Genomic DNA, 25732 nt, shown 5'->3' with positions numbered 1-25732 from the left:
ATCGGGGGGCTCACATACCCTCGCGGCGTGCCCACCGCAGGTGCCGTCACCGTCGAGCCGGTCGAGTCGAAGTCGCAGCTGCGGCGCTTCGCGGAGGTCCCCTTCGTGCTGCTCGGCACTGATGACCGGTGGTCGGCTGGCGTCCGGGCCCACGAGCAGTGGCGCCACGATGCCCGGCGCCACCCCTACTTCGACCGGGGCGACGCCGCCTTCTTCCTGGCCCGCCGGGCCGGCCAGCCCGCCGGGCGCATCGCCGCCCACGTGGACGGGAGCGGGTCGGAACAGGGCTGGTTCGGGATGTTCGACGTCGCCGACGATGCCGCGGTGACCACTGCGCTCGTGGACGCCGCGAGGGGGTGGTTGCGCGAGCAGGGGGTGTCGTCGATGGTCGGCCCGGTGACCTGGACGCCCGACGAGGACTTCGGCGTGCTGGTCGAGGGCTTCGAGCACGCCGCCGCCACCGGCCGGGCGTGGCAGCCCCCGTGGTACGCCGAGCAGCTGCGCACCGCTGGCGCGGAGCCGGGGGAGCGTCGGGCGACCTTCCACCTCTCGACCGAGGGCTGGGGCGGCGAGGTGCCGTCCCCGAGCGGGGAGGACCCTCCGCCCCAGGCGGGTGGCTACGCCGACCCTGCGTTGGTGCTCGACGGGATCGCGGCCGTCCCTGACGTCACCCAGCTGCTGGCAGGGGCCTCCGTGCGGTCGGCGTGGCGGTTGGCCCGTCGGGCGCGGGAGCGGGTGTCCGACACCGCGGTCTGCGTGCGGTGCGACGGGGATCCCTCGGTGCTGGTGCCTCGGCTGCTGGCCGCGTGCCGGGCCCGTGGGTACTCGACGGTGCTGTCGCCCTGGTCACCCGATGGTGGGGCGCCGGACCGGGTGCACCAGGTCTTCCGGTTCACGGTCTGAGGGAAGGTGGCGCTCCTCGCGCCTGGGTCCCGTACGAACAGCGCGGCTGAGCGACCTTCAGCGTGCGAGAAAGCCGCGTCCCAGGAGGTCCACCGGAATCCACGACAGGACGTCTCGGGTCCACAGCTGCCCTGACAAGGGGTCGTACTCGTCGGGCAGCTCCACGCCGGCAGGTACGACGGCGGGAACGTCGAGGCGGTCCATGGACAAGAGGCAGGTGGCAGCCATGTCCGCCACGCAAACGACGCCTGCGGTGCCCATGTCGAGGCCCCTCGAGCGAGCGATCCGGAGGCCCTCCTCAGCCACCGCCGGGGTCGAGAGGTAGACCACGCTGCCGTCCGGTGCCACCTCGGGCTCGACGGAGATGACGTCCTCCACGCCGAGCTGCACCAGCTCTCGAGCGATCTCCCACTGGGCGACGACGGGCACGGGACGATCCTCGACCAGATCCGCAACGATCTGGGCGAGTGCTGCGTTCACCGGCCCCGGCGACACCACGTCCATGGGCGGAGGCGGATCCATGAGACCGACCGGTGCGATGCCTGCGTCCGCATCGATGCGAAAGCCGAACGAGAACGCCCAGATCGAGTCGATCTGCTGCAGCGGAGCGGTGGTTGGTTCGTAGTCCAGGACGGGGCTCCCGGCGAGGTCGCCGCCAGCTGCCGTCACCAGGCGGTCGAGGGTGCCCTGTTCCAGGTCGGTCGCGACGCGGCGGCCGACGTCGACGTCACCGAGCTCGTCCGCCAGGCGCTCACCCAAGGCGGCGCGGGTCGGATCGGCGGGAGCCGGAACCGTCGTCGTGGAAACGGTCGCCGTCGTGGTCGTGGTGGTCACGGATGTGAGCGGCCTCGAAGGCTCCGACGTCGATTCGTCGGACGAACAGGCGACGCCGACCACGCACGCGCCCGCGAGTACGACGGCGCCCCAGCGCCGATGCCTCCGGTTCGACCGAGCACTGGGGCGTGCGAGCTGCGACACGCCGACCATCACGGCGGTCTACCACCGGGAACACACCGTGACGGGATCCCGTACGTCGTCAGGAGAGGAGGGTCCTTGCCGGGCGTTCGGATCACGGGCACCTCGGTGGCGAGATGACCGTCAGCCGGGCGCACGGTCATGGCCGCTGCCGGGGAGATCCTGCTGTTCACCCAAGCCGATGCGTCCGACAGGTGCCACGAGTTCTTGTCGTACCACCTGGGTTGAATGGTGGGTAGGCGCTCCGGCTGGGGCTGGAGGTGCCACTCGTCGGCTTCGCGTCGACCGTCACTGCGATGAGGAAGGAGCTGCGCGGATGCGCTGCCACCGACCACATGCCGGTGGCGTCTCGGGGGAGGCGTCGCCGTGACCGATCTGTTGGAACCCGTGGGTGACTTGGGCGATGCGCTGGACATGCTCGAGGTCGCGGTCGGCATGGTCCAAGCCGCCGACCTCGACGGCCTGTCGCCCAAGGAGGAGCTCGCGCTCGTGGGCCGGGTCGAGAAGCTGCGCCGCCGGTTGGATCACGGCACCGACCGCACCGTCGCGCACCTCGACGCCAGTGCGGCGTTCAGCCTGGACGGGCACAAGACCGCGAAGGGGGCGTTGAAGGCGATCGGTCGGCTGTCGGGGTCGGAGGCCCACGGGCGGGTGCAGACCAGCCGGGCCCTGCCGAGATTGCCCCTGGTCGAGGCCGCGTACGCCCGGGGCGAGATCCCGACCGAGCACATGCGGGCCATGGCCCGCACGATCGCGAACCCGCGTGTGAGCGAGTGGGTGCCGGATGCCGATCCGATCTTCGCCCGCCACGCCACCGTGCTCGGCTACGACGACTTCTGTGCTGCCCTGCGCCAGTGGGAGGCCCTGGCCGACGCCGATGGGGCGGATCAGGGTGCGGAGCGGTGCCACGAGCGCCGGAACGCGTCGCTGCAGGAATCGGCCATCGATGGGTCGTTCCGGCTCGAGGCGAACCATGGCGGGTTGCAGGGGGCGGCGATGGCGGAGATCTTCGACCGGTTCGAGACCGCCGAACTGCATGCCGACTGGGCCGTCGCCCGCGAGCGCCACGGCGACCAGGCCCGCGTCGAGCACCTGGAACGCACCCCGGCCCAGCGGCGGGCGGATGCCATCTTCGAGATCTTCCGCCGCGCTGCCGCATCAGAGGGTTGCTCGCCGGAGCCGCTGGTCAACATCATCATCGACCAGGACACCTTCGAAGACGAGCTGCGCCGCTCTGCCGGCCTGGAAGTGCGGGTCGATCCCAACGAGGACCTGGCCCGGCGCTGCCACGCCATGGACGGCACCCCGCTCCGCCCCGCCGAAGCGGTCGCTGCTGCCCTGGTCGGCCACGTCCGCCGGGTGGTGGTCGACTCGGCCGGCACCGTCATCGACCTCGGCCGGAGGCAGCGGCTGTTCACCGGCTCCGCCCGCGACGCCGCCTTCCTCCAAGCCCTGCTGCGAGGACCCGGCGGGCTCGGCTGCCTGTGGCCTGGTTGTGACGGGCGGGGACGGAACCTGCAGGTCGATCACCGCGACCCGGCCTGTCGGGGCGGGCCCACGAACACCGACAACTCCGATGCGTACTGCGGGTTCCACAACCGCACCAAGGAACACGGCTTCCGCCCCGTCCGCCATCCCGACGGCACCTGGACCATCCACCGCCCCGACGACGACGGACCCATCACCCCACCCGTCTGACACCACCGTCCGGTCAGCGCAGCGCGTGTCGACTGTCGGTTCCGACCCCCGTGGCGATCTCGTAGACGTGGGTGGGGGCGGACTGGCCGCGCAGGCCGACGGTGCCCCGGGCGGCCCAGTTGGCGCACTCGGTGCCGGATGCGTGCACGACGGATGCGGAGGCAAGGGCTCGGCTGGGCCGGGACTTGGCCAGGTCGGTGAGCCGGGCTGCCTCGTTGACGGCTCGCCCGATCACCGTGTACTCGAAGCGCTCCTGGCTGCCGACGTTGCCGGCGACGACGGTGCCGGAGGACACCCCGATGCCGGCGTGCAGGCCCGGGTGGTCGATCGACAGCTCGACGAGGCGGTCCCGGAGGGCTCGTGCCGCTCGCAGGGCGCGGGCCTCGTGATCGGGCTGGTGGGCAGGGACGCCGAACACGCAGAGGGCGCCGTCGCCCTGGAACTTGTTGACCCACCCGCCCTCGGCGCTGGCCTCCTCGACGACGGCCTCGAAGAAGGCGTTGAGCGTCGAGACCACCTCCCCGGGCGGCAGGACCTCGGTCATGGCCGTGGAGCCGATCAGGTCGACGAAGAACACCGACGCTCGCCGGGACTCGCCGCCGAGGTCGCTGCCCCGCTCCATCGCCTGGGCGGCGACCTCGTGGCCGACGTGGCGGCCGAACAGGTCCTGGAGCTGCTGGCGCTCCCGCAGTCCGTGCACCATCTGGTTGAAGCCGGCCTGGAGCTGGCCGACCTCGCCGCCGTCGTCGACGAGCAGGTCCTGGGAGAGGTCGCCCGTGCCGACGCGCGCCAGCGCCGAGCGGATCCCGTCGAGGCGGACGGCGATGGTGTCGGACGCGACCGAGACGGCGAGCAGCCCGGCGACGAGCCCGATGAGGCCGAGCGCGACGAGGGCGGCGTTGGACGTGGCGGCCTCGCGGAACGGGCTGAGCGTGAGGCCGAGCAGCGGGACGCCGGAGGATGCGGCCCAGGCGAGCAGGAGCCGGGCGCGAACCCCCAGCGTGCGGGGCCGGGAGATGTCCGCGCCGGTCAGCGCGCAGGCGAACAGCGGACGGAAGGCCCGCTCGATCACGAGGTACGAGATCGCACACGTCGCCAGCCCGCCCATGAGGAGGATCTGGGCGATGTCGAAGATCTCCCGGAAGCCGAACACCCGCCGCACGCCGATGCCGGCCCCGATGACCAGGGCGGCGGCGAGCCAGAAGCCGAGCGGCTTGGCCGCGAGGCGGAAGGGTGCGGTGAGCAGGTGCTCGCGATCGTCGTGTCCCGGTGCGCGCCCGGCCAGGGCCCAGCCCGAGCTGCGGCGGAACTCGTGGGCCACCCAGCCCCAGACCACCGGGGCGAGGGCGGCGAGCGTGAGCAGCACCAGCAGCCAGTCGTTGATCCACGGCGTGTCGTAGGCCTCCGACGCCGGGTAGCGGAGCTGGATGTAGCCGAAGACGAACAGCCCACCTGCGGTGTGGATGATGCTGATGCTCGCGAGCAGCTGCATCCGCACGTCGCGTGCGGTCTGGCGGAGCGCCTCGTCGCCGCGCTGCTCCGGGGCGCGGCGTTCGCTCATGGCCCCGATGCTACGAGCCGGCCGCCGCCGGGTCGGTGAGCCACACGACGCCGGGGCGATCGATGCGTGCGGCGGGCACGTCCTCGCCGGACCGGACGCGGTCGAGCGCCTCCCGCTTGGACGCTCCCTCGACCGTGACGACCACGGTGCGGCCGGCGGCGATGGCGGCGCGTGTGAACGTGAGCCTGGGGATCGGGTTGTTGCCGAGCGGATCCTCGTTCGGGACGACGAAGCGGTCGGCTGGTGCGTCGAGCGCGGGGGACTCGGGGAACAGGCTCGCCGTGTGGGCGTCCGGCCCGAGGCCGAGGTGGATGACGTCGACGTCGATCCCGGCGATCAGGCGGTCGTAGGCGTCGGCCACGTCGCACTGCATCGGGTGGATCTCGGCGACCGGGCCGACCGAGCGGAGCAGGGACTCCTGGGCCAGGCGGTGGTTCGAGTCCTCGTGGTCGAGCGGCACGCAGCGCTCGTCGCCCCACACGACCCGGACCTCGGACCAGTCGACGGGGGTGTCGGCGTGGCGGGCCAGGGCCTCGTAGCAGCGACGGGCGGTCTCGCCACCGGACAGGGCGATCGTGAAGACCTCACCGGTGCGGGACTCCCAGGCGTCGGCGACCACGTCGCAGAACGCCGCCGCGACGTCGCCGACGATGCGGAGGTCGCCCTGCACGGCTAGAGCTCTGCAGCCTTGGCTTCGAGGGTCGTGATCAGCTCGTCGAAGGACTTGCTGAACGCGGCGACGCCCTCGTCCTCGAGCACGCGGGCGACCTCGTCGAGGTCGACGCCGACTGCGGAGACCCGGTCGACCACGTCCTGGGCAGCGGCGAAGTCGGCATCCACCGTGCGCGCCACGGTGCCGTGGTCGTCGAAGGCCTCGAGTGTGGCCTCGGGCATGGTGTTCACCGTGTCCGGGCCGATGAGGGTGTCGACGTAGAGCGTGTCGGGGTAGTCGGGGTTCTTCGTCGACGTCGACGCCCACAGCGGGCGCTGCACCCGGGCGCCCTTGGCGGCGAGCGCCTCCCACCGGGGGCCGGAGAAGACCTCCTGGAAGCGCTGGTAGGCGAGTTGGGCCTGGGCGACGGCGACCTTGCCCCGCAGCGCGAGGGCCTCGTCGGTGCCGATGGCGTCCAAGCGGTTGTCGACCTCGGTGTCGACGCGGGAGATGAAGAACGACGCGACGCTGGCGACCTTCGAGAGGTCCTCGGCGCCCGAGGCCGCGTAGGTCTCGAGGCCGGCCAGGTACGCCTCCATCACCTCGGCGTAGCGGTCGATGGAGAAGATGAGCGTGACGTTGATCGAGCGGCCCTCGGCCAGCATCGTGCGGATGGCCGGCACGCCCTCGGCGGTGGCGGGGATCTTCACCAGCACGTTCGGTGCGTCGATGGCCTCGTGCAGGTGCCGGGCGGACTGGATGGTGCCGTCGGTGTCGCTGGCGAGGCCGGGATCGACCTCGACCGAGACGTAGCCGTCGACGCCGTCGGACCCGTCGTACACGGGACGGAGCACGTCGAGGGCCTCGCCGATGTCGTCGGTGACCATGCGCCAGTAGGCGTCGTCCACCGAGGCGCCCCCGGCGAGGAGCGATCCGAACTGCTCGTCGTAGTCGTCGCTGTCGGCGATGGCCTTCTGGAAGATCGACGGGTTCGAGGTGATGCCCCGGATGCCGCGATCGACGTAGGCCTGGAGCTCGCCGGAGCGGAGGTAGCCGCGTCGCAGGTTGTCCAGCCAGGGCGACTGGCCGCCGTTCTCGTGGAGGTCGTGGAGCAGGCCCATGGGCCTGACTCTAGGAGGACTGCAGGAGCTCGCGGCTGCGTTCGACCACGTTGTCGGGGGTGAACCCGAGCTTCTCGAGCACGAGCTCGCCCGGCGCGGAGTGGCCGAAGTGGTCGATGGAGATGCTGTCGTCGGCGTAGCGGTCCCAGCCGAAGCTGACGCCCGCCTCGACGGCGAGGGTGGCCACGTCGGGCGGCAGGACGGTGTCCTGGTAGTCCTCGCTCTGGGCCTCGAACAGGTTCCACGACGGCAGCGACACGACCCGCACGGCGACGCCGTCGTCGGCGAGGCGGCGAGCGGCCTCCACGCAGACGTGGACCTCGGAGCCGGTGGCGACCAGCACGAGCTCGGGCTCGCCCTCGGAGTCGACCAGGACGTAGCCGCCCTTCAGGACTCCCTCGGCCGAGGTGCCCTCGAGCGTCGGGACGGACTGGCGGCTCAGGATCAGCGCGGTGGGGCCGTGGCCGTCGATGGCGGCACGCCAGGCGGCGACCGTCTCGTTGGCGTCGGCCGGCCGGATGACCGACAGGCCCGGCATGGCTCGGAGCGCGGCGACCTGCTCCACCGGCTGGTGCGTGGGGCCGTCCTCGCCGACGCCCACGGAGTCGTGGGTGAAGGAGTAGATGACCTTGGCACCGGACAGGGCCGACAGGCGCACGGCGCCGCGGGCGTAGTCGGAGAACACCAGGAACGTGCCGCCGACCGGCAGCAGGCCCCCGTGGAGGGCCATGCCGTTCATGATCGCGGCCATCCCGTGCTCGCGGACGCCGAAGAAGATCTGGCGCCCGCCGGGCTCGTCAGCGCTCATCACGCCGGCGTCGGCGATGGCGGTGCCGGTGTTGCCGGTGAGGTCGGCGCCGCCGCCGACCAGGCCCGGCACGGTCTCGATGAGGGCCTGCAGCACCTTGCCCGAGGCCTGGCGGGTGGCCATGGACTCGTCGAGGCCGAAGCTCGGCAGGGCCTTCTCCCAGCCGGGCAGGCCTTCCGCGTCGAGGCAGCAGTCGAGGCAGGCTCGCTCGCCGTCGAAGGCGGCGAGGCGCTTCTCCCACTCCTCGCGCTCGGATCGGCCGCGCTCGCCTGCGCTGCGGTAGTAGGTGAGGACGTCGTCGGGCACGTGGAACGCCTCGTCGGGCAGGCCCATGACCTCCTTGGCCTCGCGGATCGTGTCCTCGTCGAAGGCCAGGCCGTGGGCCTTCGGGGAGTCGGTGAGGCTGGGAGAGGGGAAGCCGATGTGGCTGCGCAGGATGATGATGGTCGGCGCGCCGGTGTTGGCCTTGGCGCGAACCAGCGCGGCCTCGAGAGCGTCGAGGTCCTCGGCGACCTCCCCGATCTCGTCGACGTTCCAGCCGTAGCCGCGGAAGCGGGCGGCGGCGTCGTCGGACAGCGACAGCTCGGTCGGCCCGTCGATGCTCACGTGGTTGTCGTCGTAGACGACGACGAGCTTGTCGAGGCCCTGGTGACCGGCGAGGGAAGCGGCCTCGTGGCTCAACCCCTCGGCCAGGTCACCGTCGCCGGCGATGACGAAGGTGTGGTGGTCGAAGAGCTCGGCGCCGAAGCGGGCGGCCAGCCAGCGCTCGGCCATGGCCATGCCGACGGCGTTGGCGAAGCCCTGCCCGAGCGGCCCGGTCGTGACCTCGATGCCGCGGGTGTGACCGACCTCGGGGTGGCCCGGGGTGCGCGAACCCCACTGGCGGAACGCCTTCAGTTCGTCCAGCTCCAGGCCGTGGCCGGTGAGGTGGAGCATCGAGTACTGCAGGATGCTGGCGTGGCCGGCGGAGAGCACGAAGCGGTCGCGGTCGGGCCAGTCCGGGTCGGCAGCGTCGTAGCGCAGCACCCGGGTCCACAGGACGTGGGCGAGGGGAGCCAGCGCCATCGCCGTGCCCTGGTGGCCGCTGCTCGCAGCGTGGGGGGCATCCATGGCCAGGCCACGGACCACGTTGATGGCCCGCTTCTCCAAGTCGGCGTCGCGCACTGATCGCTCCAGGTGGGGGACGGTCGAAGGGCTGCCCGCGGGCAGTGAGGGCTCGACCATACTCGGTGTCCTCGCGGGCTCCCCTGGGCCGAACGGCTGGATCAGTGATCGGCGAAGACCAGGATCGACGCGGTGAAGCCGTGCAGGAAGCTGCGTCCGCCCACCGGCCCGAGCTCACCGGCGCAGAACATGCCGGCCACGGCGGTCGTGTCGAGGGCCTCGGAGACCACGGCGGCATCGTGGTCCTCCACGCCGAAGAGGCGCTCACCCCGCCCGTTGCAGGTGAACACCAGAGCGCCCGTGCCCGAGACCCCGTCGAGGAGGGCCCGCAGGTCGTCGTCGGCGCTGGCGGCGTCGCGGACGTGGAACTGGACGGTGGTGCCCACCGCGATCTCGGACCCGACCGCGATGACCCCGCGGCCTCGGTCGGCGCCGAGCACCGGGCGGACGAGGAAGTCGCCCGGCCCGAACTCGATGCGGTGCTCGTCGATGGCGACCCCGAGCTGGACGCCCTTGGCCAGCAGCGCACGATCCTCGAGCGGGAGGTCGGTGGTGAGGTCGGTGAGGCGGTCGAGCGCGGGCTGGCCGGCCAGCTCGATGAGGAAGCCCCGGTCGGCGCGCGTGACCACCATCGGCTCGCCGACGGGCCGGCAGCCCTGGCTGACCACGGCCTGGGTCGGTGGGAGCACGACCCCGACCGCGCCGTCGTGATGGACCTCGCCGTCCAGCACGAGGGCGTTGCCACCGGGCTGCGAGGCCGCCGAAGCGAGGCCGCCGACGACGACGATGTCGGGTCGGGCGTCGGCGAGCTGGGTGAGGAACCCGTCGGCCGGGAACGAGTGCGGATCGGCGAGCAGCAGGATCGTGCAGCCGAGGGGCACGTCGGCGGGCACCCCCTGCACCATCACGGCCGGGCCGTCGCCGTCGTCGTGCACCGGCCCGGTGGCGAGGCGCAGCGGGCGCACCGGCTCGGTCCAGGCGGCCCACACCGACAGGGCCGGCACCTCCTCGGCCTCCTGCGCGCCGGCGAGGACCGAGGAGGCCGAGGCCCCGACCAGGGTCCCGGGCCGCAGCACCGTGGTGATCGCCGCCGAGATCTCACCGAGGAACTCCACGTGGGCGGAGCTGGCGAACACCACGACGAGGTCGGGCTCGACGCCGCGCTGCTCCACGATGGACCCGAGGACCTCACCCACCGCGTCGGCTGCCACCGGGTGCTGGGAGAGCGCGGCGGCGAAGGGCACGGTCAGGCCGTCCCGGGGACGAGCGTGTACGGGACGACCGTGGTGTGGCCGCCGTCGATGCTGCAGTGGGCCTCGACCGTGCCGTAGGAGTCGAAGGGCAGCTCGGCCCGCACGAGGCGGTAGGCGAACTTCCCCGGCTCGACCTCGAGCGGCTGGGCGTTGCGCGCGATCTGCTCGCCGTCGCGCAGGAACCGGACCTCCAGTGCGCCGGTGCCCCTTCCATCCGGGGCCTCGCGCACCAGGACGACCATGTGGGGGGCCATCGTGACCGGCGGCTCCTGCGGGGCGGCGGCAGAGAAGTGCACGCCCTTCAGGTCGATCTTGGTCGGTCCTCCGGCGAAGACCTGGTTGGTGTCGAGATCCTCGAAGAAGAGCGCGGCGACGATGTCCATGGGGTGGACGCTACCGAGGGAGCTTCAGCCCTCCCAGGCGACCTCGCCGGCGACGATTGTGCGCCGGAGGGCGAGGTCGGCGCGGTCGAGCACCACGAGGTCGGCCCGGGCGCCGACCTCGATGCGGCCGCGGGAGCGATCCCCGAGCACATCGGCCGGGGTGGTGGAGGCGGCGGTGAGGGCGTCGGCGAGGGGGACGCCGGCGGCCCCGACCACGTTGCGCACGGCGACATCCATCGCGAGCGCGCTGCCGGCGATCGTGCCGTCGGCGAGGCGCGGCGCGCCGTCGACCAACGTCACGTCGGCGGCCGCCAGGTGCCCGGCCCTCCAGGCCACCGCGTCGGTGACCAGGGCGATGCGGTCGGCGCCCTTCGTGCGGAAGGCGGTGCGGAGCAGGGCGGGGTGGACGTGGACGAGATCCGCGATGAGCCCGGCCACCACGCGGTCGTCGGCGAGGGCGGCGCCGGCCACGCCCGGCTCGCGCTGGTGCAGCGGACCCATCGCGTTGAACAGGTGCGTGACCATCGTGGCCCCGGCGTCGAACACCTCGTCGGCCCGCGCCGAGGTGGCGCCGGAGTGGCCGATGCTCACGACCGTGCCGCGGGCCGCCAGGGCCTCGGTGGCGGCAACGGCGTCGTGCTGCTCGGCGCCGATCGTGACGAGGGCGACCACCTCGGGGAGCTCGGCGAGCCAGTCCAGGTCGATCGGCAGGACGCGGCGTGGGTCGTGGGCCCCGGTGTGCTGGCCGAGGAAGGGACCCTCCAGGTGGGCGCCGAGGACCGTCGGCCGTGGCCCTCCCCGGGCGCTCGCGGTGGCGATCCGCTCCAGTGCGGGTCCGTAGCGCTCGAGGCGCTGGGTGACCAGGGTCGGGAGCCAGGCGGTCACCCCGGTGGCGGCCAGGAGCCCGTCGACGCGATCCCAGTCGGCCCCGTCGGCGATGGCCACGTCCACGTCGTCGACGCCGTTGACCTGCAGGTCGACGAAGCCGGGAGCCGCCACGGTGCCGTCACCGGGATCGGACCCGGAGCGGACGTCGACGATGCGCCCGTCCCGCACCTCGATCTCCACCGGCCCGGCCAGCTCACCGGCCGGACGGCCGGGCAGCAGGGCGGCGGCGGCCCGGACGATGGTCGGGGTGGTGCTGGGCACGGCAGGACCGTACCGGAGGGTCGTCGGGGTCGGACCGTCCCGGAGGTGGCATCTCGGCGGGCAGTAGCCTCCCGGCGGTGTCCGACCGAGATCCTGGCTCGACCAGGGAAGCCATCCTCGACGCGGCCCGCACGGCCTTCGCCGAGCGCGGCTACGCCGGAGCGTCGCTCGGGGACATCGCCAAGTCGGTCGGCATCGCCAAGGCCAGCCTCCTGCACCACTTCTCGAACAAGGACGAGCTCTACCGAGAGGTGTTCGAGCGGCTGCTGGCCCAGTGGTTCGTGCGGGTCGAGGAAGCCGTCGAAGGCCCCCAGGAGGGGTGGACGCAGTTCGACCACGTCCTGTCCGCCGGCTTCGAGTTCTTCGCCGAGAACCCCGACCTGGTGCGCCTGGTGCGTCGCGAGGCGCTCGACGGCGGCCACTTCGGCGTCGACCTCGGTGCCGCGCTGCGCCCGATGTTCGAGCAGGCCGTCGGCTACCTCGAGGCCCAGATGAAGGAGGGTCGGTTCCGCCACCACGACCCGGAGCAGCTGGTCATCAGCGGCCTCGGCGCCGTGCTGTCGTACTTCTCCGACCTGCCCTTCATCGAAGGCCTGCTGGGCCGGGACCCCCTCGCCGCCCAGGAGCTGGTCCGCCGCCAGGACCACATCCGCGAGTTCTTCCGCGCCGCCCTCGAGCCCTGAACGAACTGGCAGGCCGCCCGTCACATCGGGTCCGCGTCGAGGAGATATGGGGGCAAACCCCCATATCCCTGGAGCCCTGACCGGGCGACGCTGCACCCGTGCTCCTCGCAGAAGCGGTCTCGATCTCCGGCGACGTGGTCCTGCTCGTCCTCCTGGTCCTGCTCATCGTGCTCCTCACCGGCGTGAGCGTCGTCGTGGGGACGGCCATCGCGGCCCGCCGCCACGCTCGCACCGGCTCCACGGCGTCTGCGGTGGTCGCCGCGGTCGGGGCAAGCCTCGAGCTGCTCGTGTTCGTCGCCGCAGCAGTCCAGGCCGAGCCCATCACGATGGCGATCTCCGGCGGTGCGCTCCTGGTGGCGGGCGTCGCCTACGCGACGGCGAACCGCGCCCACCCGACACCGTGAACATCGCAGACCTCGCGTGGGCAGGGTCGACGGCGCTGATCGTCCTCGCCGTGTGGGTCGAGACGATGACCGACCTGGTCAGACCCGACCGTTGGCGCCGCAGGCTCCACGACCTCGCCGGCGGCGCCCTCCTCGCCGTCGCCAGCCTCCCTGCAGCGTTCGTCGCCGCGATCGTCGCCCGGAGCGTGTGGCCGGTGCTCAGCCGCACCGCACCGTCGACGGTCGCTGCGGCGACCGACCACCCGCTCCTCGGGTTCGTGGTGGCGTTCATCGTGTGGGACGCGCTCGGCTGGGTCGACCACTGGATCGGGCACCGCACCCGGATCGGCTGGGTGACCCACCGGCCCCACCACGGCGGCAGCTCGTTCAACCTGACCCTCGCGCTGCGACAGTCGCCCTACCCGCTTGCCGGCATCGCCCTCCTGCCCCTCGTCGCGCTGACGGGAGTCCCCTTCGAGACGGCTGCGATCGCCGTCGCCGTGTCGAACACCTGGCAGGCGATGGTCCACACGCAGGCCCGGCTGCCCCTGCCCGGTTGGCTGGAGAAGGCGGTGATGACGCCCGCCACCCACGAGGTGCACCACGACCACGGCGGCGTGGTGAACCTCGGTCCCGTCCTCACGCTCTGGGACCGGGCCGCGGGAACCTACTGCGCCCCACCAGGACACCCGCACGAACCGCGACACCACGACTGCCGGTTCGGGACCGGGGTTCCGGGGGGAGGCCAGGCGCGCCACTACGGTTGCCCGCCGTGCCCACGCTCTCCGAGGCCGACTCCAAGGCCCTCCTCGCATCCCACGGACTGCCCGTCGCCGGCGAACGCCAGGTGACCACCCCCGACGACGCCGCGAGCGCCGCGGGGGAGCTCGGCTTTCCGGTGGTCTGCAAGCTCGGCGGCGACTCGATCGCCCACAAGACCGAGCGGGGCCTGGTGCGCCTCAACCTCGCCGATGCCGGTGCCGTGCGCAGCGCGGCCACCGAGCTGCTCGACGCGGCCCGGCCCGAGGACGGCGAGGTCCACGTGCTCGTGGCGCCGATGGTCAAGGGCAACCGCGAGCTCATCGCCGGCCTGCACCTCGACCCGCAGTTCGGGATGACCGTCATGCTGGGCGTCGGCGGCATCCTCGCCGAGGCCGTGGCCGACGTGGCCTTCCGCCTCGCCCCGCTGACCGAGCGGGATGCCTTCGACATGATCGACTCGCTCGAGACCCAGGCGCTGCTCGGCCCGTTCCGCGGTGAGGACGCCGTCGACCGTGACCAGCTCGCCGCCGTGCTGCTGGCGCTGTCCCGGGCCGCCGAGGCCGACCCCCGCATCGTCGCGGCCGACCTCAACCCGCTCATCGTCACCGCAGACGGCACGCCGATCGCCGTCGACGCCCTGGTCGAGCTCACCGAGGAGACCTCCCCGGCGAGCGAGCAGAGCGCCAGCGGCGCTCGCCGGCAGGGAGGCGACGCGCAGCGAGCCGACCGCAGCAGCACGATCCCGACGCCCGAGCAGTTCCGGGCCCTGTTCGAACCCCGCGGCATCATCATCGCCGGCGCCTCCACCCACCCGGGCAAGTTCGGCTTCGTCACCCTGCACAACCTGCTGGCCGGCGGCTACAGCGGGCAGATCTTCGCGACCAACCGGGAGGGCTCCGAGGTGCTCGGCGTCCCCACGGTCCCCGACGTCACCGACCTGCCCGAGGGCGAGGCCGACCTCATCTTCCTGTGCACGCCCGCTGCGGCGAACCCCCAGATCCTCCGCGACGCCGCGTCCATCGGGGTGAAGGCCGCGTTCATCACCTCGGCCGGCTACGGCGAGGCGGGGGAGGAGGGCCTCAAGGCCCAGGAGGAGCTGAAGGCGCTGGCCACCGAGCTCGGCATGCTCGTGGCCGGCCCGAACGGCCAGGGCGTGGTGTCCACCCCCGCTCGCCTGTGCGCCCAGATCGTGGCCCCCATCCCACCGGCCGGCCGCATCGGCGTGGCCTCCCAGTCCGGCAACTTCGTGTCCAGCTTCGAGAACTACGCGGTGCAGACCGGCGTGGGCATCTCCCGGGCGGTCTCGGCCGGCAACGCCATCAACGTCACCGTGCCCGACTACCTCGACTTCTACGGCGACGACGACGCCACCGCCGTGGGCCTGGCCTACGTCGAGGGCATCCAGGACGGTCGGACCTTCGCCGAGCGGATGCGCTCGGTCGCCGAGCGCAAGCCGGTGGTCGTGGTCAAGGGCGGCGCCACCGCCGGCGGCCAGAAGGCGGCGGCCAGCCACACCGGCTCGCTCGCCTCCGACGACCGCGTCTTCGACGGCATGGCCCAGCAGGCCGGGATCAACCGGGCCGCCACCGTCGAAGAAGCCTTCGAGGCCGCCGCCACCTTCGCCACCCAGCCCCTCCCGCGGGGCAACCGGGTCGTGGTGATGACCACGGTCGGCGGCTGGGGCGTCGCCGCCGCCGATGCCATCTCGCACACGTCCCTGCGGCTGGCCGAGCTGCCCGAGGACCTGTTCGCGTCGATCGACGGCCTCCTGCCGCCCCGCTGGAGCCGGAACAACCCGATCGACCTCGCCGGGGGTGAGACCCGCGACACGATCCCCGAGATCATCGACCTGGTCACCAAGCACCCCGACGTCGACGCGGTCATCTACCTCGGCATCGGCATCCAGTCGAACCAGGCCGCCCTGCTGCGCACCGGTGGCTTCTACCCCGACCACGGCCTCGAGCGGATGGCCGGCTTCCACGAGAAGCAGGACGCCCGCTACGCCGAGGCGGCCTGCGACGCCTCCGACGCCTACGGCAAGCCGGTGCTCGTGGCCACCGAGCTGGCGGTCACCCACCCGGACAACCCCGGCCCCCGCACCGTGCGCGAGCGCGGTCGCCTGGCCTACTCCTCGGCCAACCGCGCCGTCGCCGCCCTCGACCACCTGTGGCGCCACCAGCAGTGGCGCCAGGCCCGGGGGCTCGACCGCACCTCGTGACCGACAGCGCAGACGCACCCCGGGCGGGGGGCTGGCGCCACCGACTCCTGGTGGTGCTGCCCGTGCTCGCGCTCGGCGCGCTGATCGCTGCGTCGCTGGTCATGGTCGAGCGCCTCGACGAGGACCCGGTCGGCGAGCCCGCGCTCGGCGACGTTCGACCGGCTGTGCCGCTGCTGTCCGTGCGGCGCGACCTCGCCCCCCTCGCCGACGAGGCGGCAGAGCGCCGGCTCGTCACCCGGCTGGGCGCGTTCGTCGGCGGCCTGCCCGCCGACACGTGCCTGAGCGTCGATGCCGGAGACGTCCGGTTCGACCACCGCGCCGACGACCCTCAGGTGCCGGCGTCGGCCACCAAGATCCTCACCGGGGTCGCCGCCCTCATCGCGCTCGGTGGCGACCACCGCTACACGACCACCGTCTCCACGCCGACGCCGCCGCTGGACGGCGTCGTCGCCGGGGACCTGCACCTGATCGGCGGTGGCGACCCGATCCTCGCCCAGGCCGAGTACGCCGCCCGGTACCGCCGGCCGCAGCGCTTCTCGGACCTGCGGGCCCTCGCCGAAGCCGTCGCTGCCGCCGGCGTCGTGCGGGTCGAGGGAGCCGTCGTCGGTGACGAGTCCCGCTACGACACCGAGCGCTACCACCCCGCTTGGCCGCCGCGCTTCATCACCCAGGACCAGACCGGGCCGCTCTCGGCCCTGATGGTGAACGACGGCTTCGCGGAGTGGCCGGCCACCGGCGCCGGGCCGGTGGAGCCGGCGCCCGATCCCGCCGCCCACGCCGCCGAGGTCTTCCGCCTCCTGCTGGAGGAGCGGGGCGTCACCGTCGGGGCCGGCTCCCGCTCGGGGCCGGCGCCGGCCGGGGCCCCGGTCGTGGCCGAGCACCGCTCGCCGCCGATGCGCGACGTCGTGGGCCAGATGCTGTCCGAGTCCGACAACGCGACCGCTGAGCTGCTCGTGAAGGAGCTGGGCCTGCAGGTCGGCGGCGCCGGCACCTTCGCCGCAGGCGCGGCAGCGGTGACGCGGGTGCTCGCCGAGGCGGGCTTCGACGTGGCCGGCACCTCCGTGGTCGACGGCTCCGGGCTCGCCTCGGGCAACGCGCTCGACTGCGAGCTGCTCATGGCCCTGCTCGAGCACCCGCCGACGGCCGATGCCGTCCGCGACGGCCTGGCCGTCGCGGGGGAGTCCGGCACGCTGGCCGAGCGCTGGCAGGACACCGCCCTCGCCGGACGCATCCGGGCCAAGACCGGCACCCTGAACCAGGTCACCGCCCTCGCCGGCGTCGCTGCGACCGACGGTGGGAGCGACGCGACCTTCGCGCTGGTCGTCAACGTGCCCGAGCCCGAGCGCATCCAGCTCGAGACGATCGCCGCCCAGCAGCAGCTGGCCGAGCTGCTGGTGGCGCACCCGGACACCCCGGACCTGTCGGCCTTCGCTCCGTAGCCGCGGCGGTTCCGCAGCCGCTGCCAGAACTTCAGGTGCTCCGCAGGAGGCGACCGGGACGGGCCCCGGTGAACTCGTCGGCGGTGCGGGTGACCACGCCGCCGACGATCGTGTGCTCGTAGCCCTCGGCCTCCTGCAGGAAGCGGGTGCCGCCGGCGGGCAGGTCGGCGACCAGGTGGGGCTCGCGCAGGGTGAGCCCGTCGAGGTCGATGACGTTCAGGTCGGCGCGCAGGCCCTCGGCGACCCGGCCGCGATCGGCGAGGCGGAACAGGTCGGCGGTGTCGGCGGTCATCTTCTTGACCGCAGCCTCGAGCGGCAGGCGGGCCCCCTCGCGGTCGCGGACCCAGTGGGTGAGCGTCCACGTCGGCGTCGAGGCATCGCAGATCATGTTGCAGTGGGCGCCGCCGTCGGCGAGGCCGATCACCGTGCCCGGCTCGCTGATCATCTCGTGGAGGGCGTCGCCGTTGCCCTCGCTGTTGCCGAACAGCGTCATCATCGAGATGGCCTCGCCGTCGCGCTCGAGGAGCGCGTCGTAGTACACCTCGATCGGGTCTCGACCCTGGGCCTCGGCGATGCCGGAGAACGACTGCTCGTAGGTCTGCTCGTAGTCCACGGGGTCGCCGAGGGGGTAGGTGCGGGCGAAGGTGTCGAGCAGCTGGGCCGCCGTGGGCATGGCGTCTCGGAGGACCGCCATCATCTGGCGGCTCTCCTCGATGAGCGTGGCCCGGAGGTGCGGGTCGCGCATGCGCTCGACCTTCTCGGCGAGCGGCAGGTCGACCAGCGGGGCGAAGCTCGGCGCGGTGAGGAACCGGTGGCGAGCGCCGAGCCCGAGCAGCACGCCGAAGGGCCGGGCCGCGACCTGCGCGGTGATGTCGACCCCCTGCTCCCGGGCCCGGGCGACGAGGTCGAGGTGCTTGCGCCAGCTGTCGGGCGCCCAGTCGTACTGGAGCTGGAGGTAGGTGACCGGCACGCCCGTCTCGGCCCCGAGCCGGCACATCCACTCGATCTCGGATTCGGGGGAGACGTGGTCGTCGCTGACGATGCCCGACGGGGCGACCTCGAACACGCCGCGGCCGACCTCGCCGATGGCGCGGGCGATGGCGAAGAGCTCGTCCTCGGCGGCGAAGGTGCCAGGCACCGGGTCGCCCGAGATCGAGGTGTGGCCGATGGTGCGCGAGGTGGAGAACCCCATGGCCCCGGCCTCGATGGCCCGGGCGACCAGCTCGGCCATGCGGGACACGTCGTCGGCCGTGGCCGGCTCGTTGCGGGCGCCGCGGTCGCCCATCACGTAGGTGCGCAGGGCGCCGTGGGCGATCATGGCGCCGACGTCGGCGGTCCACCGCCGCTCGGCGAGCACGTCGAGGTAGTCCTCGAAGCTCTCCCAGCCCCACGTCATGCCCTCGTTGAGCGCCGTGCCGGGGATGTCCTCCACGCCCTCCATCAGCTCGACGAGGAACTGCTCCTTGCCGGGCTGCACGGGTGCGAAGCCGACGCCGCAGTTGCCCATGACCACCGTCGTGACGCCGTGCGGGGTGGAGGGGGCGAGCTCCTCGTCCCAGGTGGCCTGGCCGTCGTAGTGGGTGTGCACGTCGACGAAGCCGGGCGTGACGATGCGGCCGGCGGCGTCGATCTCGCGGGCACCCTCGGGCAGATCGGGGCCGATGGCGGCGATGCGGTCGCCCTGCACGCCGACGTCACCGATGGTGGGCGTGGCCCCGGTGCCGTCGACGACCAGGCCGCCGCGGATGACGAGATCGAACATGGTGGTCCCCCTTGGAAACAGCTGTTGCCGACACGGTAGGTCGCGGCACGCACGCCCGGCGTCGGTCGTAGGGTCGCCGTCGTGCCGGCGATGCCCATGTTCCCCCTCGGCTCCGTGCTGTTCCCCAGCCTGGTGCTGCCGCTGCACATCTTCGAACCCCGCTACCGGGCGCTGATCAGCGACGTGCTCGACGGTGACGGGGAGTTCGGCGTCTGCCTCATCGAGCGGGGAGCCGAGGTCGGGGGTGACGACGTGCGCACCGCGGTGGGCACCGTCGCGCAGGTCCACGAGGCCGAGGAGCTCCCCGACGGGCGCTGGGCCGTGGTCGCTGTCGGACTCCGGCGCATCCGGGTGGAGCGCTGGCTCCCCGACGACCCCTATCCCCGTGCCGAGGTCGTCGACCTGCCCGACCCGGTCCCGTCGGCGTCCGAGGTGGCTGCGCTGCCCGAGGTGGTGTCCCGGCTGCGCGGCGCCCTGGCCCGGTCGGCCGAGCTCGGCGACACGACGACCCCGGCGACCATCGAGCTGTCCGACGATCCGGTCCTGGTCAGCCACCAGGCCAGCGCGCTCGCCCCGATCGCCACCATCGACCAGCACGCGCTGCTGGCCGCCGAGACCGTCGGGCTCCGCCTCGCCCGGCTCGGCGACCTGCTCGCCGACGCGATCGAGGTGCTCGACCTGCGACTGGGAGCGGACGGTCCCGAGGCCTGACCGGCTCGTGATCGGGTAGGGGGGTGGTTGCCCGGAACTGACCGGACCGGGTAGAACGCCGGGCAGCCGACCGAGGAGCAGCGTGGCCGCAACCAGACCCACACCGAAGTCGACGTCCGACGCGACGGTCCGACCCGCGGCCACCCGCGCCGAGAAGAAGCGCACCGGCGACAAGAGCGTCGCCACGGTCGTGTCCGAGCTGTGGACGCTGACGATCGACTACGCGAAGCAGGAGATCAAGGACCCGCTCACGGGCCTGGTCTCCTACGTCGTGTGGGGCATCGCCACCATGATCCTGGTCGGCATCGGCTCCATCCTGCTGGCCATCGGCGCCCTGCGAGCCCTGCAGACCCAGACCGGTTCCACGTTCACGGGCAGCCTGTCGTGGGCCCCCTACGGCATCGTCCTGTTCGGCGCCGTGATCGTGCTCGGCTCGGTCGGCGCCCTCATCATGCGAGGGAAGAAGTAGTGGCCACCGACAAGATCACCCGCGACGACATCGAGGCCAAGCTCCGCGAGCTGAAGGAGGACGTCGACGACACCACGGAGTCGGCCAAGTCCTACGCGGCCGCAGCGGCCGCCGGCGTCGTGGTCCTCGTGTTCCTGGTGGCCTTCGCCGCCGGCAAGAAGCGCGGCCGGCGCAAGTCGACCGTCGTCGAGATCCGACGGATCTAGCTGGTGGCCGTCCCCGGGTTCGCCAAGGCTGCCGCCTGGGCCGAGCTGCGGGCCCGCTCCGACGGGCTCCGCGGGTCGTCGTCCGCGTGGATGGCGATCTGGGTCCTGCTCACCGGCTACCGCTACATCAAGCGCAAGGCCGCACCCGAGCCGGTCGTCATCCGCGAGCGCCTCGAGCCCGGCCAGCAGCTGGTCGTGACCCACTTCGCCAAGGGCGCCGCGCCCGACGATCCGGTGGCGAGCCGCCGCCGTCGCCGACGCCGCAGCTGAGGTCGCCAGGAGCGGACTGCCGCGCCGGGACGGCCAGCAGCCAAGATGGACGGTGCATGAAGGTGCTCCTGCGCAACCCCCGGCGCGAGCTCGACGTGGACGGCCCGGTGCGCGTCGACACGCTGCTGCGTCGCCTCGAGATCAACCGCGAATCGGTGCTGGTCATCCGCAGCGGTGAGCTGGTGCCCGGCGACGCCGAGCTCGGCGACGACGACGTGATCGAGATCCGCCCCGTGATCTCCGGCGGGGCCTGACGTGAAGTGCCGCACCTGCCGGGGCCCGGCGATCATCGACCTGAAGGCCCACAACGCCAACTTCTGCGCCGAGCACTTCCTCGCGTTCTGCCGCGAGCAGGTGGCCCGGGCCATCAAGAAGCACCGCATGCTCGGCCCCGACGAACGGGTGCTGGTCGCGGTGTCCGGGGGCAAGGACTCCCTGGCCGTGTGGGACATCCTCCTCGAGCTCGGCTACCAGGCCGACGGCTTCGTGATCGGCCTCGGCATCGGTGAGTACTCGGAGACCTCCACCGGCTACGCCCGTGCCTTCGCCAGCGAGCGCGGGCTGACCCTCCACGAGACCTCCCTGCGCGACGACCACGGCTTCGACGTCCCCACCGCCGCTGAGGTCACCCGCCGCGTGCCCTGCTCGGCGTGCGGGCTCAGCAAGCGCCACCTGTTCGACAAGGCCGCGATCGACGGCGGCTACGACGCCGTCGCCACCGGCCACAACCTCGACGACGAGGCCGCCGTGCTGTTCGGCAACACCCTGCGCTGGAACACCGAGTACCTGGGTCGCCAGCGGCCCGTCCTGCCCGCCCGCGACGGCTTCCCCCGCAAGATCAAGCCGCTCGTCCGCCTCGGTGAGCGCGAGATGGCTGCGTACTGCGTCATCCGCGGCATCGACTACATCGTCGAGGAGTGCCCCATGGCCGCCGGAAACAAGCACCTGCGGTACAAGGAGGCCCTGAACGCCATCGAGGCCGAGTCGCCGGGCTCGAAGCACGCCTTCTACCACGAGTTCCTGAGCAAGGCGGCCGACCGCTTCGCCGACGACGCGGCCGGCGCGATCGCCGACGGCACCTCCGAGCTGGGCACCTGCACCCGCTGCGGGTCACCGTCGTCCAACGAGGTCTGCGCCTTCTGCCTGCTCGTCGAGCGCACCGCCGACGCCGTGCCGGTCACCCTCGGCGAGCGCCGGGGAGCCCGACGATGACCGCGTCGCCGGTCACCGGCCCCATCCCGGGCGACGACCCCGAGAAGCGCTTCGTCGAGGGCGACGACGTGCTCCTCATCGACCGCAAGCGCCGCCGCTACCTCGTCACCCTCGCGTCGGGCAAGGAGTTCCACAGCCACGCCGGCGTGCTCGCCCACGACCAGCTGCTCGGCTCCGTGGAGGGCACCACCTACCGCACGACGCTCGGGCAGTGGCTGCTCGCGCTGCGCCCCACGCTGAACGACATCGTGCTCAAGATGCCCCGCGGCGCCCAGGTGATCTACCCCAAGGACATCGGCCCGATCATCATCATGGCCGACATCCACCCCGGCGTCCGGGTGCTGGAGTCCGGCGTCGGATCGGGCGCGCTCTCCATGGGCATGCTGCGCGCCGGCGCCCAGATCACCGGCTACGAGGTGCGCGAGGACTTCGCCGAGCGGGCCCAGGCCAACGTCGAGCGCTTCGCGCCGGCGGTGGCGTGCAACTACGACGTCCAGATCCGCGACTGCTACGAGGGCATCGACGAGCGGCACCTGGACCGCGTCGTGCTCGACCTCCCCGAGCCGTGGCAGGTCGTGCCCCACGCCGAGAAGGCGCTGCGCACCGGCGGCATCCTCGTCGCCTACACGCCCACCATCGGGCAGGCGTCGCGCCTGCGCGACACGCTGGTGGAGTCCCGCTTCGCCTTCGAGGAGACCCTCGAGGTGCTGCAGCGGACCTGGCACATCGAGGGCCAGTCGGTGCGACCCGACCACCGCATGGTCGCCCACACCGGGTTCCTGACCAGCGCCCGCCTGCTGGCGGAGTGACGCACCGGCCCCCTCCCGCGCCGTGAACCTGCTCGACCTCATCCTGCTGGGCACCGGGGTCCTGGCCATGGTGGGTGGCTACCGGCTCGGCTTCCTCACCCGCACCGCGTCGTGGGTGGGCATGGCGGTCGGGCTGTTCCTCGGCGCCAGGACGCTGCCGTGGCTGGTGGAGCAGTTCGAAGGGGAGAGCCCGGCGAGCCTGCTGCTGCTCGGGGGCATCGTGCTGCTCGTGGGCTCGTTCCTGGGCCAAGCCGTCGGCGTGGTGGTCGGCTCGAGGCTCCGGGTGAACCTGCAGGGGACCGAGTGGTCGATCGTCGACCGCGCCTTCGGCGCCGTGGCCGGCGCGCTCGGCATGGTCGTCGCGGTCTGGCTGCTCCTGCCGACCATGGCCGAGGTGCCGGGCGCCTTCTCCTCCCAGGCCCGCAACTCGGTCATCGCCCGCAGCGTCGACCGCATCATGCCGGCGCCACCCGACGCCCTGGTCGCCCTGCGGCGCCTCGTGGGCGAGGACCAGTTCCCCCGGGTGTTCGACGCCATGCGCCCGGCGCCCGACGTGGGCCCGCCGCCCACGGATGCCCAGATCACGCCCGAGGTCGTTGCCGCGGTCGCGCCGTCGACCGTCAAGGTCAGCGGCATCGCGTGCAGCCGGGTGCAGGAGGGCAGCGGGTTCGTCACCGTCGCCCCCGACGTCGTGGTCACCAACGCCCACGTCGTGGCCGGCCAGACCGAGACCGAGGTGGAGCTGACCGACGGGTCCCGCCTCGACGCCGCCGTCGTGGTGTTCGACCCCGACCGGGACCTGGCCGTGCTGCGGGTGCCGGGCCTGGACCGCTCCCCGCTGCCCATCCTCGACGCACCCGACGGTGTGTCGGGCGGGGTCTTCGGGCACCCGGGCGGCGCGCCGCTGCGGGTGCAGCCGTTCCAGGTCGGCGACGAGGTCCGTGCCGTGGGCACCGACATCTACGACCAGCGCCGCACCGAGCGGGAGGTGCTGATCCTCGCCTCCGCGCTCCGTCCCGGTGACTCGGGCGCCGCGCTGGTCGACGGGGCGGGCAACGTGATCGGCGTGGCCTTCGCCATCGCCCCCGACGACCCCGACGTCGCCTACGGCCTCGACGTGCCCGAGCTGCAGGCCGTCCTCGCCGGCGACCTCGCCACACCGGTCGAGACCGGACCGTGCCTGCGATGACCGACCACGGCACCCACGATCCCGGCACCGACGACCCGGCCGACGAGCTTGTCCCGCTCGAGCGCCGCGTCCTCAGCCTGTGGCGGCTGCGGGCCGCCATCGCGCTCGCCGTCTGGGTCGCGCTGGTGCTGGCGGCCGGCGTCGGCGTGGGGGAGGTGCTCGGGGGCAGCCTCGCCGCCCTGGTGCTCGCCGTCGTCGGCGGCCTCGTCGTGCGGTGGTGGACGTCGCTCGTCTGGCGGGCGTGGCAGTTCCGGGTCGGCGACGGCGCACTGCACCTGCGCCACGGGGTGGTCACCCGCCGGGAGTCGACCATCCCGTACCACCGGGTCCAGCACATCGACCTCGAGGCCGGCCCGCTCGAGCGGCGGATGGGGCTGACGTCGCTGATCCTGCGCACCGCCTCCGCATCGAGCGACTCGACCGTGCCCGGCATCGACGCGGCGGAGGCCGAGGCGCTGCGGACCCGGATCCTCGCCCTGGTCGGCACCGGCGACGCGGTCTGACGTGGTCGACCTCCGACGCTCCCGCCGGACCTCACCGCTCGGCGCCGCGTTCGAGGTGGTGTCGCCCGACCGGGTGCGGAACCTGCTGCCGGTGGCGATCGTGGCCATCTCCTCCGGGCGGGTCGTGCTCGTCCTGCTCATCGCCGGGGCGATCTCCCTCGTCGCCGGCGTGCTCGGCTGGCTGCGCCGGGTGTGGTCCTTCGACGGCGACGTCCTGCACCTCGACGAGGGGGTCTTCGTCCGGAACCAGCGCCGGATCCCCGTGGACCGCATCCAGCACGTGGAGCTCGAGCGCAGCCTCCGGCACCAGCTCTTCGGCCTCGCCGCGGTGCGGGTCGAGACGGCCGGCGGGTCCGGGGCCGAGCTGCGCCTCGACGCCATCGCACGGGACGAGGCCGAGGCGCTCCGCTCCCAGGTGCTGGACGCGCTGCGAACGAGGGCGGCGCCGCCGGACGCGGCCGTGGGGGAGCCGGACGGATGGGATGCCGCGCGGCACGGCCCGGTCCCGCCACCACCACCGGCGCCCCGGGAGGTGCTGGTCCGCCTGCCACCAGGCCGGCTGCTCCTCGCCGGCATCACCGGTCCCGAGGTGGTGGCCGTGCTGGCGTCGCTGGTGTTCGCGGTCGATGCGCTGGCCGACCTCGGCGTCGACCCCGACGAGATCGGTCGGGTGGAGCTCGGCCGGTCGGCCGTCGCCCTGCTCGTGCTGGTCGGCGTGCCGGTGTGGTTCCTCGTCGCCGGCCTGATCGCCGTGGTCCGCAAGTGGGACCTCACGGCCAGCATCAGCGGCGACGAGCTGCGGGTCACCTACGGGCTGCTCCGCAAGCACGAGTTCGTGGTCCGCACCAGCCGGGTGCAGGACGCCCGCATCGCGCAGCGCCTGCTGCTGCGCCCCTTCGGTCGCGCCGACCTGCGGGTCCGCAGCGCGGCATCCGGCGGGGGCGATGCCAGCCAGGTCGACATCCCCCTCCTCGACGCGGCCGAGATCGACCGCGTGCTCGCCCGGGTCCTGCCCGCCGCGGTGCCGCGACCACGGCTGCACCCCGCCCCGCCGGCCGCCCGCCGGCGCGCCCTGGTCCGTGGCGGTGTCGGCGCGCTCCTCGGCGCCACCTCCCTCTCCGTTCTGGCAGTGCTGACGTCGCGCTGGTGGCTGGTCCCGGCGGCGGTCGTCCTCGTGCTCGGCCCGCTGCTCGGGGAGCTGTCCTACCGGGGGCTCGGCTGGGCCGAGGCGAGCGACGTCCACCACAGCCGCTCGGGCGCCCTCGCCCGGCGCACCTCCATCGTCCCCGAAGCCCGCGTCCAGTCGGCCGCCGTGGTCGCCTCGCTGTTCCAGCGCCGCCGCGGTCTGGCCTCGGTGCGCCTCGACCTGGCCAGCAGCGCGGTGGGGGTCCTGGACCGGGATGCGGGGGAGTGCGGCCACATCGCCGCCGCCGTGACGACCTGAATCCC

General features: G+C 73.0%; 26 protein-coding genes. 17 read left to right on the top strand and 9 right to left on the bottom strand.

Features of this window, described 5'->3' with window-relative positions; all coding sequences use genetic code 11:
- Positions 1 to 27: 27 nt before the first annotated feature.
- Positions 28 to 903, top strand: coding sequence for a hypothetical protein (locus tag RGQ06_RS17120; RefSeq protein WP_432429933.1), 876 nt, complete (start codon positions 28 to 30; stop codon positions 901 to 903).
- Between the two features lie 57 nt (positions 904 to 960).
- On the opposite strand, the gene RGQ06_RS17115 is transcribed toward RGQ06_RS17120, so the two are convergent.
- The gene (locus RGQ06_RS17115) at positions 961 to 1737 is read right to left on the bottom strand and encodes a hypothetical protein (RefSeq protein WP_432429932.1); all 777 of its coding nucleotides are present in this window, start codon (positions 1735 to 1737) and stop codon (positions 961 to 963) included.
- Between the two features lie 507 nt (positions 1738 to 2244).
- On the opposite strand from RGQ06_RS17115, the gene RGQ06_RS17110 reads away from it, so the two are divergent.
- Positions 2245 to 3576, top strand: a complete 1332-nt coding sequence (locus RGQ06_RS17110) for a DUF222 domain-containing protein (protein WP_432429931.1) — start codon at positions 2245 to 2247, stop codon at positions 3574 to 3576.
- 13 nt (positions 3577 to 3589) lie between these two features.
- Here RGQ06_RS17110 and RGQ06_RS17105 read toward each other — a convergent pair whose 3' ends face one another.
- The 7 genes from RGQ06_RS17105 to RGQ06_RS17075 all read right to left on the bottom strand — a co-directional run bounded on the left by RGQ06_RS17105 (position 3590) and on the right by RGQ06_RS17075 (position 11667).
- Positions 3590 to 5137 carry an adenylate/guanylate cyclase domain-containing protein gene (locus RGQ06_RS17105; protein ID WP_432429930.1) on the bottom strand — a complete coding sequence of 516 codons (1548 nt, stop codon included), beginning with the start codon at positions 5135 to 5137 and terminating at the stop codon, positions 3590 to 3592.
- A 10-nt stretch (positions 5138 to 5147) separates the two neighbouring features.
- Entirely contained in the window at positions 5148 to 5807 is a 660-nt protein-coding gene (gene pgl / locus RGQ06_RS17100) for a 6-phosphogluconolactonase (protein WP_432429929.1), read from the bottom strand.
- A 2-nt stretch (positions 5808 to 5809) separates the two neighbouring features.
- Positions 5810 to 6910: a transaldolase gene (gene tal, locus RGQ06_RS17095; protein ID WP_432429928.1), complete on the bottom strand. Its 1101-nt coding sequence runs from the start codon at positions 6908 to 6910 to the stop codon at positions 5810 to 5812.
- Positions 6911 to 6920: 10 nt separating this feature from the next.
- Entirely contained in the window at positions 6921 to 8882 is a 1962-nt protein-coding gene (gene tkt / locus RGQ06_RS17090) for a transketolase (protein WP_432429927.1), read from the bottom strand.
- Between the two features lie 101 nt (positions 8883 to 8983).
- The gene (locus RGQ06_RS17085) at positions 8984 to 10126 is read right to left on the bottom strand and encodes an FIST signal transduction protein (protein WP_432429926.1); all 1143 of its coding nucleotides are present in this window, start codon (positions 10124 to 10126) and stop codon (positions 8984 to 8986) included.
- Positions 10127 to 10128: 2 nt separating this feature from the next.
- Entirely contained in the window at positions 10129 to 10518 is a 390-nt protein-coding gene (locus RGQ06_RS17080; protein WP_432429925.1) for a hypothetical protein, read from the bottom strand.
- A gap of 24 nt (positions 10519 to 10542) precedes the next feature.
- Positions 10543 to 11667, bottom strand: coding sequence for an N-acetylglucosamine-6-phosphate deacetylase (locus RGQ06_RS17075; protein WP_432429924.1), 1125 nt, complete (start codon positions 11665 to 11667; stop codon positions 10543 to 10545).
- 77 nt (positions 11668 to 11744) lie between these two features.
- On the opposite strand from RGQ06_RS17075, the gene RGQ06_RS17070 reads away from it, so the two are divergent.
- The 5 genes from RGQ06_RS17070 (at position 11745) to dacB (ending at position 17152) form a co-directional block, all read left to right on the top strand.
- On the top strand, positions 11745 to 12350 hold the full coding sequence (locus RGQ06_RS17070) for a TetR/AcrR family transcriptional regulator (RefSeq protein ID WP_432429923.1): 606 nt from the start codon (positions 11745 to 11747) through the stop codon (positions 12348 to 12350).
- 98 nt (positions 12351 to 12448) lie between these two features.
- On the top strand, positions 12449 to 12754 hold the full coding sequence (locus RGQ06_RS17065; RefSeq protein ID WP_432429922.1) for a hypothetical protein: 306 nt from the start codon (positions 12449 to 12451) through the stop codon (positions 12752 to 12754).
- Positions 12751 to 13584: a sterol desaturase family protein gene (locus RGQ06_RS17060; protein ID WP_432429921.1), complete on the top strand. Its 834-nt coding sequence runs from the start codon at positions 12751 to 12753 to the stop codon at positions 13582 to 13584. Before RGQ06_RS17065 ends, RGQ06_RS17060 begins: the two co-directional genes overlap by 4 nt.
- On the top strand, positions 13506 to 15713 hold the full coding sequence (locus tag RGQ06_RS17055) for an acetate--CoA ligase family protein (protein ID WP_432429920.1): 2208 nt from the start codon (positions 13506 to 13508) through the stop codon (positions 15711 to 15713). The genes RGQ06_RS17060 and RGQ06_RS17055 overlap by 79 nt, the downstream gene beginning before the upstream one ends.
- Positions 15710 to 17152, top strand: coding sequence for a D-alanyl-D-alanine carboxypeptidase/D-alanyl-D-alanine endopeptidase (gene dacB, locus RGQ06_RS17050; RefSeq protein WP_432429919.1), 1443 nt, complete (start codon positions 15710 to 15712; stop codon positions 17150 to 17152). The genes RGQ06_RS17055 and dacB overlap by 4 nt, the downstream gene beginning before the upstream one ends.
- Before the next feature lie 31 nt (positions 17153 to 17183).
- Here the strand turns inward: dacB and RGQ06_RS17045 are convergent, their stop codons facing one another.
- Entirely contained in the window at positions 17184 to 18914 is a 1731-nt protein-coding gene (locus RGQ06_RS17045) for an N-acyl-D-amino-acid deacylase family protein (protein WP_432429918.1), read from the bottom strand.
- Between the two features lie 90 nt (positions 18915 to 19004).
- Here RGQ06_RS17045 and RGQ06_RS17040 point away from each other — a divergent pair, with 90 nt between their 5' ends.
- The 10 genes from RGQ06_RS17040 (at position 19005) to RGQ06_RS16995 (ending at position 25727) form a co-directional block, all read left to right on the top strand.
- Positions 19005 to 19625: an LON peptidase substrate-binding domain-containing protein gene (locus RGQ06_RS17040; protein WP_432430069.1), complete on the top strand. Its 621-nt coding sequence runs from the start codon at positions 19005 to 19007 to the stop codon at positions 19623 to 19625.
- A gap of 82 nt (positions 19626 to 19707) precedes the next feature.
- Positions 19708 to 20094 carry a hypothetical protein gene (locus RGQ06_RS17035; protein ID WP_432429917.1) on the top strand — a complete coding sequence of 129 codons (387 nt, stop codon included), beginning with the start codon at positions 19708 to 19710 and terminating at the stop codon, positions 20092 to 20094.
- A complete protein-coding gene (locus RGQ06_RS17030) occupies positions 20094 to 20300 on the top strand; it encodes a hypothetical protein (protein WP_432429916.1) in 207 nt (68 codons plus the stop codon). Before RGQ06_RS17035 ends, RGQ06_RS17030 begins: the two co-directional genes overlap by 1 nt.
- A 3-nt stretch (positions 20301 to 20303) precedes the next feature.
- On the top strand, positions 20304 to 20570 hold the full coding sequence (locus RGQ06_RS17025) for a hypothetical protein (RefSeq protein WP_432429915.1): 267 nt from the start codon (positions 20304 to 20306) through the stop codon (positions 20568 to 20570).
- A gap of 56 nt (positions 20571 to 20626) precedes the next feature.
- Entirely contained in the window at positions 20627 to 20824 is a 198-nt protein-coding gene (locus RGQ06_RS17020; protein ID WP_432429914.1) for a MoaD/ThiS family protein, read from the top strand.
- Position 20825: 1 nt separating this feature from the next.
- The gene (locus RGQ06_RS17015) at positions 20826 to 21782 is read left to right on the top strand and encodes a tRNA(Ile)-lysidine synthetase (RefSeq protein ID WP_432429913.1); all 957 of its coding nucleotides are present in this window, start codon (positions 20826 to 20828) and stop codon (positions 21780 to 21782) included.
- Positions 21779 to 22591, top strand: a complete 813-nt coding sequence (locus RGQ06_RS17010) for a tRNA (adenine-N1)-methyltransferase (RefSeq protein WP_432429912.1) — start codon at positions 21779 to 21781, stop codon at positions 22589 to 22591. The genes RGQ06_RS17015 and RGQ06_RS17010 overlap by 4 nt, the downstream gene beginning before the upstream one ends.
- Positions 22592 to 22613: 22 nt before the next feature.
- Complete coding sequence (locus RGQ06_RS17005) at positions 22614 to 23780, top strand: MarP family serine protease (protein WP_432429911.1); 1167 nt, start codon at positions 22614 to 22616, stop codon at positions 23778 to 23780.
- A complete protein-coding gene (locus RGQ06_RS17000; RefSeq protein ID WP_432429910.1) occupies positions 23777 to 24283 on the top strand; it encodes a PH domain-containing protein in 507 nt (168 codons plus the stop codon). The genes RGQ06_RS17005 and RGQ06_RS17000 overlap by 4 nt, the downstream gene beginning before the upstream one ends.
- Before the next feature lies 1 nt (position 24284).
- Entirely contained in the window at positions 24285 to 25727 is a 1443-nt protein-coding gene (locus RGQ06_RS16995) for a PH domain-containing protein (protein ID WP_432429909.1), read from the top strand.
- Positions 25728 to 25732: the final 5 nt, after the last annotated feature.

The sequence above is a fragment of the Salinilacustrithrix flava genome (genome assembly GCF_041228405.1).
GTDB lineage: Bacteria > Actinomycetota > Acidimicrobiia > Acidimicrobiales > Salinilacustritrichaceae > Salinilacustrithrix > Salinilacustrithrix flava.
Note: the sequence above shows the minus strand (reverse complement) of the source record. Positions and strands in the feature narration are given on the sequence as shown.